The sequence below is a fragment of the Flagellimonas yonaguniensis genome (assembly GCF_029193885.1).
In the GTDB taxonomy this organism is placed as follows: domain Bacteria; phylum Bacteroidota; class Bacteroidia; order Flavobacteriales; family Flavobacteriaceae; genus Flagellimonas; species Flagellimonas yonaguniensis.
On record NZ_JARFVB010000004.1, the window covers coordinates 186,725 to 201,512 of the forward strand.

The following is a 14,788-nucleotide window of genomic DNA, read 5'->3' on the forward strand; positions in this document are numbered from 1 at the left end:
TGCAGCCAACCCCGCTTATGAATACAATTTTTCAATCAGGGGAACATTAAAATACCTATTTAGGGTATTTACGAGTCGTTAAAAAACAAGTACTATATGACAACATTGGAAATCACTGACAATAGTTTCTTGCGTCAATTTGAAACTACAGTCAATGGGCATTTAGCCAAAATTGAGTACTCTTCACAGGAGCGCAAAGTATTTTTGACCAAACTGGTTATTCCAGAAGAAATTACGAAAGAGGGTTTTAAAGAGGATTTTATCAAAGCGGTTTTAAACGAAATCCAAGAAAACAACCTTAGAGTTGTTCCTACCAGCCCACAAATTGCAGGTTTTTTAAGAAAAAATAGACAATATAAAGAAATGCTGCCCGTTGGCATTCGCATCTGACAAAATCAGCAATCAGTAAGTACAGTATTAAGAGCCTCCCGAATTTGGGAGGTTTTTTTATGCCATTACTTCGTTGGAAACAAATTCGAACCGCACCAAACCATCAGTATCAATATCGGTAAGCTCTACTTTGTGCAAGGTATTTACCAAATCAGGGTTCCAAGGTGCTTTCACCTTCACGTAGTTTTCGGTAAACCCGTGGATGTAGCCTTTTTTGTTTTCCCCTTCTAACAAAACAGTGCGCACGCTTCCCAATTGACTCTCATAGAAAGCCCTCCGCTTTTTGGCTGATAGCCCACGAAGCATTTTACTGCGCTTGCTACGCACTTTTTTGGACACCACTTCGTCCATTTCAGCCGCAACCGTATTATCCCTTTCAGAATAGGTAAACACATGCAAATAGGAAATATCCAATTCGTTCAGGAAATGATAGGTTTCCAAGAAGTGTTCATCGGTCTCTCCAGGGAACCCTACGATCACATCCACCCCGATACAGGCGTGGGGCATGGCCTCTTTGATACGTTTTACCCTATCCACATATAAATTGGACAGGTAACGACGACGCATCTTTTTTAAGATAGCATCACTACCGCTTTGCAAGGGCACGTGAAAATGGGGGACAAAGGAATTGCTCTGGGCCACAAAATCTATGGTCTCGTTCTTGAGCAAATTAGGCTCAATGGAGGAGATACGAAGACGGTGGATGCCATCAATCGTGTCCAAGGCCTTTACCAAATCCAAAAAGGTGTGCTCGTGTTTTTTATTGCCGAACTCGCCTTTACCGTAATCTCCAATATTGACGCCGGTAAGTACAATCTCTTTGATGTCTTGGGATGCAATTTCCTTGGCGTTCTTTAGCACATTGCCCAAGGTATCACTTCGTGAAATACCTCTCGCCAACGGAATGGTACAGTAAGTACATTTATAGTCACACCCATCCTGAACCTTTAAAAAAGCTCGAGTACGGTCTCCAATGGCATAACTGCCCACATAAAAATCGGCGTCCTCTATCTCACAGGAATGTACTTCTCCCCTGTCGTTTTTGGTCAAATCGTTCAGGTAATCGGTAATCTTGAACTTTTCCGTGGCACCAAGCACCAAATCCACTCCATCCACCTCGGCCAATTCTTCAGGTTTTAATTGTGCGTAGCAACCCACTGCGGCGACAAATGCTTCAGGATTTGACTTTTGGGCCTGTTTTACGATGGTTTTAAAACGTTTATCGGCGTTCTCCGTTACCGAACAGGTGTTGATCACATACACATCGGCCTCTTCCGAAAAGTCCACACGCTCAAACTCCTCCTTTTCAAAACCTCTGGCAATCGTAGAGGTTTCGGAGAAATTGAGTTTACAACCCAGCGTGTAAAATGCGACTTTTTTGTTCATATACCTGCCTTGCGTTTTAGGGCCGCAAAGATAGTGATTTGTTGGGAGTTATCGTACGTATTAGGAATGTTGGATAATTCGATTACTGGGCAAGGTAAGGGTTACCAATGTAATGGTAAAAAGACAAAGGACTAAGGTCAATAGCCTTATGCATTGTTCATTGCTAATTGTTCGTTTAATATGACGTTTCGAGCGCAGTCGAGAAATCCAAGCCGTAAACAATTGAGTTTGTACCATCCATCAAAATTCTATCATCTTTTGAGTAACTTGTTTGCCTAAACCAACCCTAAACATAATCACATGAAAAAGTTGACCTTCCTGATCTTTATTCTTTTGGTCATTGCCAATGCATCCTTTGCACAAGAATACCAACCCACCAAAGAAAACCTAGAGAACCGGGAATGGTACCAGGATGCCAAATTCGGGATGTTCATCCACTGGGGCGTGTATTCCGTTTTGGGTGTGCACGAATGGGTCATGGAAACCCAATCCATTAATAAAGACACCTATGAGAAAATCCCAGCTTTCTTTAATCCAACCGAATTCGATGCCGAAGAATGGATCCTAATGGCCAAATCGGCAGGCATGAAGTACATTACCATTACCACCAAACACCATGATGGCTTTGCCATGTTCGATAGCAAACTGACGGATTGGGATATTATGGACAGAACGGTTTACAAGAAAGATATCATCAAACAAATGGCCGAAGCCTGCAAAAAACATGGCATAAAACTATACCTGTACTACTCACAGTTGGATTGGCACCACAACGATTATTACCCCAGAGGCGACACTGGTCAAAAAACAGGGCGGCCCGATAACGGTAATTGGGAAAACTATCTGGATTACATGAACGGACAGCTTACGGAACTCTTGACCAATTATGGCGAAATAGGCGGTATTTGGTTTGATGGCTGGTGGGACAAAAAAGAAACCGATTGGCAGCTCAGAAAAACCTACGACCTCATCCATGAGCTGCAACCCCAAGCCATGATAGGCAGTAACCACCATCAAGCCCCCAACCCTGGTGAAGACTTTCAAATGTTTGAAAAAGACCTTCCAGGAGAGAACAAAGGTGGTTACAGCGGAGACTCCGAAGTGGGCAACCTCCCTCTTGAAGCTGCTGAAACGATGGCGCATCGATGGGGCTTTTCGCTACAGGACAAAGCCTATAAATCCTCCAAGGAACTGATTCAATATTTGGTGAAAGCGGCAGGATACAACTCCAACTTTCTATTGAATGTAGGCCCTATGCCCAATGGTAAAATTCAACCTGAATTTGTGAAGACCCTAAAAGTTATCGGAGATTGGACCGAAAAGTATGGCGAAACCATTTATGGAACCAGAGGCGGTCCCATTTCACCGCAGAGTTGGGGCGTGACCACACAAAAGGAGGATAAAATTTACATTCACATTATGGATTGGAAAACCAACAATTTCTTTTTCCCCACTATTGAAGGAAATATTAAGAGTGTAGTTGATTTTCAATCCAAGAAAAAATTGAAGCACAGCACCAATTCCTTTGGCACCCTGGTTGAACTTCCAGAAAATCGGGATTATGGCAAGGCAGACTTTGTGCTTGAGATAACCCCAAAGTAGCTTAAAAACGATGAAAAAATCACTGCTGATCGTAGCTACTCCCCTATTTTCATTTTCCTGTGTGCCCAAAAGAGAAGGTAAACCCAGAGGTGGATTTCGAAAAAATGATGATTCATGAAGCAAGGAACATATAAACCAACTTAACCCGAACTCTTGATTCAACATTATCAAATTAACAAAGTGATTGGGCGGAACAATCATTTTCCCGTAAATTTGCCGAATGCTATTTTCTTAATTGAAGATAAATTGATTCGCCCTTGGAACAACTCTTCAAAATATTCAGGTACACTACTGAAGAGGCCAAAGCCTTGGAAGGCCAAAAAATTGAACCCCATGTGCATGATTTTGAAGAATTGATCATTGGTGCCAAGGGTAAAATTTCCCACTTTATCGATTTTGAGGACGAAACCGTCTACGCTCCCTTTGTGAGTTTCGTGACCATGGGAAAGCCCCATCTCCTCCGTCCACAAGTGCACGAAGGCGAATGCGACCTATGGGTCATCCGATTTCGCAGCGAATTCATGTCCGAGGTCATTTTTAAGATGTACAGCTACTTTCACAATCGGGCCAATGTTACCCTGCCCGGCGACCAATGTTTTGATAGGCTCATGACCCTGTGCCAAATGATGTACGACGAAACCCAACGTCCCGCCCCAGGACTTATCGTAATCAAACAATTGTTTATGACCTTGCTCACCATCATCAACCACGAAAGGCCCACCAATATCCAATCAGACTCCGCTAATTCAGCTTCCGAGACCTACACCCATTTTCTGCATATTCTGGAAGAGAATTTCAGGCGTAACGTTAAAATATCCTTCTATGCCGAAAAGCTTTTTATGAGTGAACGGAACCTCAATATCGTATGCCAAGAAGTGATGCAGCAAAGCGCGGGCGAAATCATCGAGACCCGCAAGCTCAACGAAGCCAAAAATCTATTGGTCAACAGTAACAAGACCATCGCAGAAATCGGTTTTGAAATCGGTTACAACGAAAAAGCCTACTTTTCCAAGGTCTTCAAGCGTAAAACCGGCTATACCCCAACCGCCTTCCGTAAAGAAATGAAACAGCTTATTTCCTAAAAGTACAACACTTCTTCCCAAAGGTATTACCCATTGCTTTTGGATAAATCCAAACTTTGTGGTCAAAACATATCATTTAGAAATGATATGAAAGGTCCATTCCCATGACAGATTTACAAACCTTGCGTTCCCTCAATGAGAGCCTGCCTTTTACGCAGAAAATGCCTGTATTGTTCTTGGGGCATGGCAGTCCCATGAACGCCATCGAGGAAAATGAATTTGTCGCCAATTTTAGGAGAATGGGCAAGGAAGTGATCCGTCCCAAGGTCATCCTTTGCATATCCGCACACTGGGAGACCAAGGGCACCAAGGTGACCGCTATGCAAAATCCCCCAACCATTCACGATTTTGGTGGATTTCCGCAAGCGCTGTTCGATGTGCAATATCCTGCACCCGGAAGTCCCGAACTAGCTCGGATAACCAAAGAGATCATTACCAAGACCGATGTGGAACTTGATACCCATTGGGGTCTAGATCATGGGGCTTGGAGCGTGATCAGGCACATGTACCCCGATGCCAATGTACCTGTGATCCAGTTGAGCTTGGATTACACAAAACCTCCCAAATACCATTATGAACTGGCACAACAACTAGAGGCGTTGCGACACAAGGGCGTGTTGATCGTAGGTAGTGGAAACGTGGTGCACAACCTGCGCAAGGTAAAATGGGACAAACTGAATGACACCTATGCTTGGGACTGGGCCGAAGAAGCCAATGAAAAGATGAAGTCCTACATCATGGACGGGAACCATCAGGCTTTGATTGATTATGAAAAGCAAGGCAGCAGTTTTGCTCTTTCCATACCTACGCCAGAGCATTATTTGCCTTTGATCTATGTTTTGGGACTCAAAGACAAAAAAGAATCGATAGACCTGTTCAACGATAAAACCGTTGGAGGTTCCATCGGGATGCTTTCCCTAAGAATCGACTAATTAAAAATGGACAAGAAGTTTAATACATATCAAATCCATCTGAAGGAAAAAGCACTCAAAAATGGGACCTCTGACGGTAAAACGTTGGAGTTCCAATTTGAGAACCACGACGATATCATGCAATTGGTGGAACTCATAAAGAACAAAAAATTGTTCAAGGAGCAAAGCGATAATATTGAGTTTCTTGTAGGCCTCAAATTATTTTCCGAGGTAATGCTGAGAAATCGGAACCATGAAATGTTCGAGGAATTCGGACCAGAGTTCGCAACGTTCATGAAAAAATTCAAAAGCCATGTAAAAATGGCCGGAACAGTATAGCAGACACATAAAAATTCCAACATGAAAGACAACGTAATCATAATAACGGGAGCCGCCATGGGATTGGGGCTTGCCACAGCAGAATATCTGGCTGAAAAAGGAGCTAAATTAGTCCTAGTCGACTATAATGGCGAAGCTTTGGAAGATGCCGTCAAAAAACTGAAGGACATCAATGCCGATGTGGAATTATTGACCGTTGAAGCTGATGTTTCCAACGAAGAAGCTGTAAAAAACTACGTCGAAAAAACAGTGGAGACCTTTGGTCGCATCGATGGGTTCTACAACAACGCAGGTATCGAAGGTAAACAAGCGCCATTGACAGAGTACGATCAAGAAGTATTCAAAAAGGTCATCGACATCAACCTGATGGGCGTATACTACGGAATGCGCTACGTAATTCCCGTAATGCAGAAACAGAACTATGGTAAAATCGTAAACGTGGCATCCGTAGGTGGAATCAGGGGTGTTGCCAACCAAACAGCGTATGTTGCTTCCAAGCATGCGGTATCGGGCATGACCAAAAATGCTGCTTTGGAATATGGCCGTGATGGTATCTTGACCAACGCCATTGCTCCTGGGGCAATTTTGACCCCGATGGTGGCCGAAGCCTTTAAACAAGTCAACCCAGACGACCCAAAAGCGGCAGAGACAGAATACGCACAGCGCAACCCTACCAAAAGACTTGGTTTGCCCAAGGAGGTAGCCACAGTTGTTTCATTCCTATTGAGTGAAGAAAATGGCTATGTAAGTGGCCAAACCATCGCCATAGACGGAGGAGAATCCAATATGTACGGAAACTCATAAAAGTTAGTTATTTGCCTTTACTTTGATTGATGATGGGGCCCCCAGTTACCAACGTACCAGTGGTGCTGGGGGTTTTTGTTCCCAAACTGACCCGTTATTATATCCTCTGGATTCAGTACGATTACCATATTTTGGAAATCACATGGGCAATCTGTTGATAAAACCCATGTTATTTGTTGCATTTCCTTTATTCATGGGCTTTTTTGCATTAACTTACACTACCAACAATTTCAATCCGAAGCTACCCTCTAAACCAATGTTGGCTTAGGACAATCACAAAAAAATTAAGTAACTCAAAACCAACCAACTAAATATGAAAAAGCACGCTATTCCAATGGTATTGGTGTTGATCTGTCTCCTTACAGGTCATTTTACCCTAAATGCTCAAAACAAGGTTCTTCAAGAACTTGGGGAAATTGCCATTATCGATCAAAAAGTAATGATGCCCATGCGCGATGGTATCCGTTTGGCAACGGACATCTATCGTCCTAAAACTGATAAAAAAGTACCCATCATTTTTTCCCGGACCCCATACAACTTCAATTCATGGGGAGATGGGGAGCAAAGAACCCGAACGGCCAGTAGGGCTTTGGAAGCTGTAAAACGGGGTTACGCCTATGTAGTCCAGAACGAACGGGGAAGATATTTCTCCGAAGGGGAATGGGACATTTTGGGAGTTCCACTGACGGATGGCTACGATGCTTTTAGCTGGATGAAAGACCAACCTTGGTCCAATGGTAAAATAGGCACCTTGGGATGCTCTTCGACCGCGGAATGGCAAATGGCCGTTGCCGCCCTTGATCACCCCTCCCATGCCGCCATGGTGCCCCAGGGATTTGGTGCCGGTGTAGGTAGAGTGGGCGACCTTATGGAACAAGGAAACTGGTATCGAGGTGGAGCGGAACAGATGTTGTTCTTCGCATGGCTCTATGGTGTGGAGCAGGACAAGTTCAAGCCGCGTATTCCAGCAGGTGCTACGCAAGAGGATTTGATTCGAATTTCCAGATTTTACGATTTGGCTCCCGAAAACCCACCGGTGGACATGTCCGAAGCATTAAGTCACTTGCCCATCCAGGATATTCTGAAAAACATCAACGGAAAGTACGAGATTTTTGACAAAATGATTCGCCGCAAACCAAACGACGAAGATTGGTTCAAAGGAGGACTTTATCACGATGATATGGACATCGGTGTTCCGAGTTTTTGGTTTGCCTCTTGGTATGATGTATCCATTACTCCGAACATTGCCTTGTTCAACCATGTGAGGAACAACGCAAAGGACAAAACGGTCAGGGACAATCAATATTTGGTAATTGCCCCTACCCTACATTGTGGTTATACCCGAGCAACGGAAAACACCATTGTTGGCGAACGTAGTGTCGGCGATGCCAGACTCAACTATGATGAGCAGATCTATGGTTGGTTTGATATGTGGCTCAAAGGAGAGGACAATGATTTCAAAGAAAAAACGCCAAGGGTCCAATATTACACCATGGGTAGCAACAAATGGCAGGCTTCCGAAACCTGGCCACCCAAAAATGCCAAACCAACCACCTATTACCTGAACAGTGACGGTGGGGCCAATAGCTCCTTCGGCGGTGGAACATTATCCACAAAAAAAGCGGATACGGACAATCCTGATGGTTTCACTTACGACCCCATGGTTCCAGTACCCTCTTATGGCGGAAATGTATGCTGTACCGGAAATGCGGTCAAAGGTGGTGCTTACGATCAGCAGCAGATGGAAACGAGGGACGATATTTTGGTGTACACTTCCGATGTATTGGAAGAAGGTGTCGAAATAACAGGCTTTATCGAATCCACGCTTTACGTGTCCTCCGATGTGAAAGATACCGATTTTACCATCAAATTAATCGACGTATACCCCGATGGCAGTGCATACAATTTGGATGAGACCATTCAACGGGCAAGATATCGTGAAGGATATGACAAAGAAGTGTTTATGGAAGAAGGGGAAGTCTACAAAATAGACTTGACTCCGATGTCCACCAGTAATTACTTCAAAAAAGGACATCGCATTCGTATTGAGGTCTCTAGCAGTAATTTTCCCCGTTTTGCTCGAAATTTGAACACAGGAGGTAATAATTACGATGAAAAAGAGGGAATTGTTGCCCATAACAAGATACACCATTCCAAAGCATACCCATCACAAGTAACGTTACCCATAGTTTCTGAGTAGATGGATTTATCTTAAAATCAAAAAGCCAGTGGTACATTGCTACTGGCTTTTTTTATTTATAAAATCTGTTCACTATTCAAGTCCAACTTTGTTGTTCAAACCCAACTTGATGAAAAATTTGCAAATTAAGTTTACATTTGCTAAAAATAGGTCAAGTCAAGGAGATGGCAAGTTTCGGAAAATTCATCAAAACAGAAAGAGAAAAGCGGGAGTGGACGCAAACCCAATTCGGTACAAAAATCGGAATCAATACCAGTGCAATCAGCCGTATCGAAAACGGCAGTCAAAAATTCAGCAGATCCAAACTCAAAGAGCTCTCCAGTTTGTTTGGGATGGAACTGCAACAAATAACCGACTTGTTTTTTGCGGACAAATTTGCCAGGGAAGCATTCAAGTACAAGTGTTCGGAATCCGTGTTTGCCGTTGCGGAAGATACCGCCAACTATTATCGCAACACCAAGGTTAAACAGGGAAAACTGGAACTATGAGCAAAACCTTGAACTATATTGATTTATTCTCCGGGGCCGGCGGTTTTTCCCTTGGGTTTGACAACAAAGGGTTCCAAAACGTATTTTCAGTGGACATTGAACCTAGTTTTTGTGAAACCTACCAGTACAACTTCCCCTCCCATAATTTGATCCAAAAAGACATTTGCAGGGTTTCGGATTCCGAACTTGAATACCTGAAGGAATATGACGACATCGATGTGGTCATTGGAGGGCCACCTTGTCAAGGTTTCAGTATTGCTGGAAATATCGGGAGAAAATTCATTGACGACCCCAGAAATAGACTGTTCAAAGAATTCGTGAGGGTTGTAAAAATCGTTCGGCCCAAATTCTTTGTCATGGAAAATGTGGCCCGGCTGTACAACCACAATAAAGGGAACACCCGCAAAGAAATCATAGACGATTTTGAAGCATTGGGCTATCAGGTGGAATGTAAAATCCTCAATTCCGCAGATTACGGCGTGCCCCAAATCAGGAAACGGGTCATTTTTATAGGCTCCAAAAACCGTCAAGAAATCATATTCCCTCAAAAAGAGGTGGAAGCCTATGCCACCGTCAAAGAAGCCTTATCCTGCTATCCAAAATTGGAATCAGGTCAAGAATCCAGTATTCCAAATCATATCGCCATGTCCCATTCCGAGCAAATGCTGCACAAAATGAGCTTTGTCTCCGATGGTGGTGACCGAACTGAGATTCCGGTCCAGATCAGGCCCAAATCGGGCGATGTTCGAAAATATATAAAATACGCTAGCGATAAACCCTCTGTCACGGTAACGGGGGACATGAGAAAAATATTCCATTACGAACAAAACAGGGCTTTGACCGTTCGGGAACTGGCAAAACTCCAATCCTTCCCCGATGATTTTGTTTTTAAAGGACCTAAAATATCACAACAACAACAGGTTGGGAATTCAGTCCCGCCAAAAATGGCCGAAGCCATTGCAAGCACAATTATTAAAATGAGTGAGAATGTTTAAATATCCAAAGGTCAATTACATCGGCAACAAAGAAAAAATTGCAAAGTGGATATGCGACCAATTTCCAAATGATGCCCATACACTATTTGATGCTTTTTCGGGCGGTTGTTCATTGAGTTACGAAGCAAAATGTAGAGGTCTGGAAGTCTACACCAACGACATTCTGAAAATCAATTACCACATTGCCAATGCACTGATCACGAACAATGATGTATTGCTCGATGAGCCTGACATTGAAACCATCTTCAGCGGAGAACCCATGGAAGGGTTTATGTATGAAAACTATGCAGAAGTCTATTTTTTCCCTCAGGAATGCAAAGAACTCGATCGCTACAGGCAAAACATCGAACTATTGGAATCCGAAGAGAAAAAATCATTGGCATTCGCCTTGATGCGAAGAGCCATGATCCGCAAAATGCCGTATTCCCGCTTTACCCTGAATTGGGACAAAATCGTTCAACTACGTGATGAGGAATACAGCTATAAAAAGTACAAAAGAAGAAGGGCGTACCACAACCAATCGTTCAAACACCACTTTCTTCAAAACCTGGATGAATACAACCAGGCCATTTTTTCCAACAACAAGAAAAATGTTGCGTACAACGATGATATTTTCAACCTCTTGGACACGGTCAAGGCCGATATCATCTATTTGGACCCGCCTTACACGGGAACAATGAACAATTATTTTGGGTTCTACGGTCTGGTGGATGATTTTATAACTTCGGAAGTGACCCAACCTTTTGAAAACAATTTTGTCAATAAAAATTCCGCAATCGAACTGTTTGACCAATTGTTTTCCAAACTCGGTAATTTCAAATATTGGTATTTGAGTTATAACAATGCTTCGTACCCCAGTAAAGAGGAACTCCTTGATTTACTACGTAAATATTCGGATGATGTAGAAGTAATGGAGCGTAAACATAACTATCAGATCACAGGGAAGCACAAAAAAGAAAAAAACACGGAGTTTTTGTTCATTGTCAAAAATGAAAGTTATGACTACACTAACCGTCACAGCAGAAAACATACAGTTTGCGAAGCAACAAATTGAAGCTTTTGAAAAAATAGAAGCGGGCAGTTGGCGCTACACCAATGTGGAAGCTTGGAGAGGGATTGTTTGTGAACTATTGGCAAGCAAATGGCTAAAGGGCAACTTCAAGGTAGAACAATCGGCCAAAGGACTTGATGATTCCGGTATTGTGGATGATTGTGATATGATCATCAATGCCAAGAAAGTTGAGATCAAATCCGCGACCAAGAACCATTTTCGCTATCTAATACCCAAAATCCACGATGTCAGGGACAAACCAAAGGACATTTACATCGGTGTTAAATACAACGAAACCGTTCAACCCAACCAAGTGCACATTCTGGGGTATATCCAACGTTCCGAAATTTTAAAATTCCCCGTCAAGCAAAACAAGGGAGCTCCCTATTATGAAGTTCCACTTTCCCAATTAACTCCCATTACCCCAAAAACTTTTGATTAATGGCTACACAGAACTACGAGGAATATTTCGGATAAAACCTTCTAAACACTCCATTAATGTACCAATAAATACAGTACAGGGTTTTCAGTTAAAACATACTTCTGTAACTTTAGTTACAGCATTTATGCAGAATTGGTTTTTTCTTTGGAATATGACGGACATCCGTACATCCACATTCGACCTCCGCATCCTGTTCATCGCTTTGTTAGCAGGAATGCTGTTGGTGGCGCCCTGCAAAGTCCGTAATTCCTTGGAGCATTCCCTTGGGCTGGAAAAATCGGAGGTCTCCAACAAACTCAAAACCACAGTTTCGACCAAATCCTGTGTTTCGTACGGGATTGCACAGCAAACGGAGGGAACTTTCACAAACGTTTTGGGAATGGTAACTCCTGTATTGCCTGTTGTCCCAACACCTAACTTTCACTCTTTACCAAACAGTGAAGACACCGTTTACGTTACTGCAAAGCAAAGCTTGGTTTCGAATGTTCCTTTTTATATTCTCTATAGGCAATTCAAGGTCTACTCATAATTAGTCTTCCTCATTAAGAGGCACGGCACGCAACCCCTATCTAAGACTAATTATAAAATTAAAACATGCAATCCATTAAATATTTGGGCCTAATCGCCCTACTCATCGGAACCCTGTCCGCTTGCAAAGAGGGCAAAAAACCCACGCAAGACACCGAACAGACCATTACCATATTACAAACGGCCGATATTCACGGTCAGCTGTTCCCCCACGACGAACTGTTTTGGGAAAACGAACAAATTACCTTTAGAAAATTGGGCGGATTGGCCCATGTAAAAACCCTTTTTGAGGACGAACGCAGCCAAAACCCCGAAGGCACCCTTATTTTGGATGGCGGCGACCTCATTCAAGGAAGTGCTTATGCCGCTTTGTCTGAAGGCAAGGCCTTCGCCCCCATTATCCAAGAAATGGGTTATGACTTTCTTATTCCCGGGAACTGGGAGGTGGTGTACGGCAAACAGACCATGATGGATGTACTTACCCAGTACGATACCCCGGTAATCTCGGCCAATATGTACCACGAGCCCACAGGGGAATCCTTGTTTCCACAATATTTTGTAAAAGAGCTCAAAGGTGTAAAACTAGGGTTCATCTCCTATAACGACTCTGAAATTCCAGTGCGTCAAAACCCATCGTTCAGCGAAGGCATTCGCTTTGACCCCATCGATGCCAATTTGGGAGCCTTGATCAGCGAGCTCAAGGATAAGCAAGGAGTGGATGTGCTATTTTTGGTGACCCATATCGGCATCAGCAAACAATACGACCTGGCCAACAACCCTGCCTTAGAGCGTGTGGATTACGTACTGGGCAACGACACCCACGAACGTATTCGCAAACCTTTGCAGGCCAAATACACCAAGGTTACCGAGCCAGGGGCATTTGCCTCTTTCGTGGGCAAATTGACCTTGACCATTAAGAATGGGAAAATCGTAAACGAGGCCTACGACCTGATGGAAGTTGACCCCGAAAAGTATGTAGCCGACTCAAAGGTCGCTTCGATCATCGATGAAGCCACCGCTCCCTATCAAAAAGAGGCCCAACAGGTTTTGGGATATACCAGTGTTCCGCTCTACCGCTATTTTGTAGTGGAAAACCCCATGGACAACTTTATTACCGATGCCGCCCGATGGAAAACGGGTGTGGATGTGTCCATTTCCAACGGATTCCGGTTCAGTACGCCCATTTCTGTTGAAGAAGGTGGCAAATCCCCCATTACGAAAGCTGACCTTTGGAGTATGCTCCCCGTAAACGAAAAAGTAAAAATTGGAAAGGCCAGCGGCAAACAGATAAAGAATTGGCTTGAAAAAGAGTTGCACAATGTGTTCGCCCAAAACCCCACCGAACGTTTTGGTGGATGGTTGGTCCGCTTTTCGGGCATGGAACTTACCTTTTATGCCAACAAGCCCAAGGGCGAGCGAGTAGCATCCATAAAAATTGGAGGGGAGCCAATCAAGGAAGACAAACTGTACACCATGTCCGCCTGCCGTAGAGAGGGTGAACCGTTGCCTACATTGTGTCGTATGCCCAACACCGTGGAAACCGAGGTAATGGACTATACCATCCATGATGTTATCGAGGAGTATTTGAAAGAAAAAGGTACCATTGCCCCTACTTTGGATGGCCGGGCACAGGCATTGGATCTAGGCAAAAACGTATTGTCACAATTACCGGGGACCGATTATCAATTTCATTAAGACAAAATCATGCAAAACAACAAAATAGAAGTCAACCGTAATTCTCTTACAGTGCTACGGATCATGTTGAGTTTGATATTCATCGTGGCCAGTTTAAACCATTTGATCAACACCGATAAGGCCGTTGCACGCATCGAAAATGCCAAATTTGGTGTGCTGGGCCATGTTTTGGGACCTCCAAGCATAGTCGTTTTGGTCTCTGGAATAATAATGCTAATTGCCGGCATCTCGTTTTTGGTCGGGATAAAGACCCGTATGGCCGCCATTGTACTTATTTGTGTCCTTGTTCCCATCACTTTGACCATCCAAGTGGGGCAAATAACCACGGTGGGCCCTCTGTTCAAAAATATCGCCATTTTGGGTGGACTCTTATTTTTTGTATTGAATTCTAATCTTAAAAAACAAAAATCATGAAAAACATTATCACCTTGGCCATCATGGCCATAACACTATTTGGTGGGATAACCGAAGTAAGCGCACAGAGCACTTATCTAAAGGACAAAAACAATTATTTTGTACTTACCCGTAAAATACCGCAATTGAAGGCCATCTTGTTGGCTGCCGATGAACTCGGCACCAAAGATGGTAGCAAATTTGGGGAGTTTCACGTGGTCATCTGCGGAGAGACCGTGAAAGAGTTGACCAATTTGGAAACCATGCAGCCATTTTTGGACTTGGCCCAAAGTGAAAAAATAAAGCTACTGGCGTGCGGTTTTTCCCTGAAAAAATTTGGCGTTGATGCCAACCAACTGCCCAAGCAAATGGATGTGGTGGCCAATGGTATTCTGTACGGGTTCAATCTGCAAAAGGATGGGTTTTTAAGCATTACCTTATAGATACACCTCGATTTATATCAATAAAAAGGGGGGGCAAAC

General features: G+C 43.5%; 16 protein-coding genes. 15 read left to right on the top strand and 1 reads right to left on the bottom strand.

Annotated elements, in window-relative coordinates:
- The first annotated feature begins 96 nt into the window (after positions 1-96).
- Positions 97-390: a GNAT family N-acetyltransferase gene (locus PY092_RS09035; RefSeq protein ID WP_127137803.1), complete on the top strand. Its 294-nt coding sequence runs from the start codon at positions 97-99 to the stop codon at positions 388-390.
- Positions 391-447: 57 nt separating this feature from the next.
- Here the strand turns inward: PY092_RS09035 and mtaB are convergent, their stop codons facing one another.
- Positions 448-1,776, bottom strand: a complete 1,329-nt coding sequence (mtaB, locus tag PY092_RS09040; protein ID WP_275615526.1) for a tRNA (N(6)-L-threonylcarbamoyladenosine(37)-C(2))-methylthiotransferase MtaB — start codon at positions 1,774-1,776, stop codon at positions 448-450.
- Positions 1,777-2,076: 300 nt separating this feature from the next.
- Between mtaB and PY092_RS09045 the strand changes: the two genes are divergently transcribed.
- From PY092_RS09045 to PY092_RS09110, 14 genes are all read left to right on the top strand, one after another.
- On the top strand, positions 2,077-3,378 hold the full coding sequence (locus PY092_RS09045) for an alpha-L-fucosidase (RefSeq protein ID WP_275615527.1): 1,302 nt from the start codon (positions 2,077-2,079) through the stop codon (positions 3,376-3,378).
- A gap of 257 nt (positions 3,379-3,635) precedes the next feature.
- Positions 3,636-4,460, top strand: a complete 825-nt coding sequence (locus tag PY092_RS09050; protein WP_275615528.1) for a helix-turn-helix domain-containing protein — start codon at positions 3,636-3,638, stop codon at positions 4,458-4,460.
- Positions 4,461-4,564: 104 nt separating this feature from the next.
- On the top strand, positions 4,565-5,392 hold the full coding sequence (ygiD, locus tag PY092_RS09055; RefSeq protein ID WP_275615529.1) for a 4,5-DOPA-extradiol-dioxygenase: 828 nt from the start codon (positions 4,565-4,567) through the stop codon (positions 5,390-5,392).
- A 6-nt stretch (positions 5,393-5,398) separates the two neighbouring features.
- On the top strand, positions 5,399-5,710 hold the full coding sequence (locus PY092_RS09060) for a DUF3861 domain-containing protein (RefSeq protein ID WP_275615530.1): 312 nt from the start codon (positions 5,399-5,401) through the stop codon (positions 5,708-5,710).
- Between the two features lie 21 nt (positions 5,711-5,731).
- Positions 5,732-6,514 (top strand): glucose 1-dehydrogenase, encoded by a 783-nt coding sequence (locus PY092_RS09065; RefSeq protein ID WP_275615531.1) that lies wholly within the window; start codon positions 5,732-5,734, stop codon positions 6,512-6,514.
- Between the two features lie 313 nt (positions 6,515-6,827).
- Positions 6,828-8,714: a CocE/NonD family hydrolase gene (locus PY092_RS09070; protein ID WP_275615532.1), complete on the top strand. Its 1,887-nt coding sequence runs from the start codon at positions 6,828-6,830 to the stop codon at positions 8,712-8,714.
- 164 nt (positions 8,715-8,878) lie between these two features.
- Positions 8,879-9,202, top strand: coding sequence for a helix-turn-helix domain-containing protein (locus PY092_RS09075; protein ID WP_275615533.1), 324 nt, complete (start codon positions 8,879-8,881; stop codon positions 9,200-9,202).
- On the top strand, positions 9,199-10,197 hold the full coding sequence (locus PY092_RS09080) for a DNA cytosine methyltransferase (protein ID WP_275615534.1): 999 nt from the start codon (positions 9,199-9,201) through the stop codon (positions 10,195-10,197). The genes PY092_RS09075 and PY092_RS09080 overlap by 4 nt, the downstream gene beginning before the upstream one ends.
- Positions 10,190-11,251, top strand: a complete 1,062-nt coding sequence (locus PY092_RS09085; RefSeq protein ID WP_275615535.1) for a DNA adenine methylase — start codon at positions 10,190-10,192, stop codon at positions 11,249-11,251. The genes PY092_RS09080 and PY092_RS09085 overlap by 8 nt, the downstream gene beginning before the upstream one ends.
- A complete protein-coding gene (locus PY092_RS09090) occupies positions 11,196-11,690 on the top strand; it encodes a hypothetical protein (protein WP_275615536.1) in 495 nt (164 codons plus the stop codon). Before PY092_RS09085 ends, PY092_RS09090 begins: the two co-directional genes overlap by 56 nt.
- A 124-nt stretch (positions 11,691-11,814) precedes the next feature.
- Positions 11,815-12,219: a hypothetical protein gene (locus tag PY092_RS09095; protein ID WP_275615537.1), complete on the top strand. Its 405-nt coding sequence runs from the start codon at positions 11,815-11,817 to the stop codon at positions 12,217-12,219.
- 65 nt (positions 12,220-12,284) lie between these two features.
- On the top strand, positions 12,285-13,913 hold the full coding sequence (locus PY092_RS09100) for a bifunctional metallophosphatase/5'-nucleotidase (RefSeq protein ID WP_275615538.1): 1,629 nt from the start codon (positions 12,285-12,287) through the stop codon (positions 13,911-13,913).
- 9 nt (positions 13,914-13,922) lie between these two features.
- A complete protein-coding gene (locus PY092_RS09105) occupies positions 13,923-14,327 on the top strand; it encodes a DoxX family protein (RefSeq protein ID WP_275615539.1) in 405 nt (134 codons plus the stop codon).
- On the top strand, positions 14,324-14,749 hold the full coding sequence (locus tag PY092_RS09110) for a sulfur reduction protein DsrE (protein ID WP_275615540.1): 426 nt from the start codon (positions 14,324-14,326) through the stop codon (positions 14,747-14,749). Before PY092_RS09105 ends, PY092_RS09110 begins: the two co-directional genes overlap by 4 nt.
- Positions 14,750-14,788: the final 39 nt, after the last annotated feature.

What these genes read in the sequence shown, in the direction of transcription:
- PY092_RS09070 (WP_275615532.1), top strand. Translation starts at nt 6,828, where the DNA reads ATGAAAAAGCACGCTATTCCAATGGTATTGGTGTTGATCTGTCTCCTT.
- PY092_RS09035 (WP_127137803.1), top strand. Translation starts at nt 97, where the DNA reads ATGACAACATTGGAAATCACTGACAATAGTTTCTTGCGTCAATTTGAA.
- PY092_RS09065 (WP_275615531.1), top strand. Translation starts at nt 5,732, where the DNA reads ATGAAAGACAACGTAATCATAATAACGGGAGCCGCCATGGGATTGGGG.
- PY092_RS09085 (WP_275615535.1), top strand. Translation starts at nt 10,190, where the DNA reads ATGTTTAAATATCCAAAGGTCAATTACATCGGCAACAAAGAAAAAATT.
- PY092_RS09095 (WP_275615537.1), top strand. Translation starts at nt 11,815, where the DNA reads ATGCAGAATTGGTTTTTTCTTTGGAATATGACGGACATCCGTACATCC.
- PY092_RS09075 (WP_275615533.1), top strand. Translation starts at nt 8,879, where the DNA reads ATGGCAAGTTTCGGAAAATTCATCAAAACAGAAAGAGAAAAGCGGGAG.
- ygiD (WP_275615529.1), top strand. Translation starts at nt 4,565, where the DNA reads ATGACAGATTTACAAACCTTGCGTTCCCTCAATGAGAGCCTGCCTTTT.
- PY092_RS09060 (WP_275615530.1), top strand. Translation starts at nt 5,399, where the DNA reads ATGGACAAGAAGTTTAATACATATCAAATCCATCTGAAGGAAAAAGCA.
- PY092_RS09110 (WP_275615540.1), top strand. Translation starts at nt 14,324, where the DNA reads ATGAAAAACATTATCACCTTGGCCATCATGGCCATAACACTATTTGGT.
- PY092_RS09080 (WP_275615534.1), top strand. Translation starts at nt 9,199, where the DNA reads ATGAGCAAAACCTTGAACTATATTGATTTATTCTCCGGGGCCGGCGGT.
- PY092_RS09045 (WP_275615527.1), top strand. Translation starts at nt 2,077, where the DNA reads ATGAAAAAGTTGACCTTCCTGATCTTTATTCTTTTGGTCATTGCCAAT.
- PY092_RS09105 (WP_275615539.1), top strand. Translation starts at nt 13,923, where the DNA reads ATGCAAAACAACAAAATAGAAGTCAACCGTAATTCTCTTACAGTGCTA.
- PY092_RS09100 (WP_275615538.1), top strand. Translation starts at nt 12,285, where the DNA reads ATGCAATCCATTAAATATTTGGGCCTAATCGCCCTACTCATCGGAACC.
- mtaB (WP_275615526.1), bottom strand. Translation starts at nt 1,776, where the DNA reads ATGAACAAAAAAGTCGCATTTTACACGCTGGGTTGTAAACTCAATTTC.
- PY092_RS09090 (WP_275615536.1), top strand. Translation starts at nt 11,196, where the DNA reads ATGACTACACTAACCGTCACAGCAGAAAACATACAGTTTGCGAAGCAA.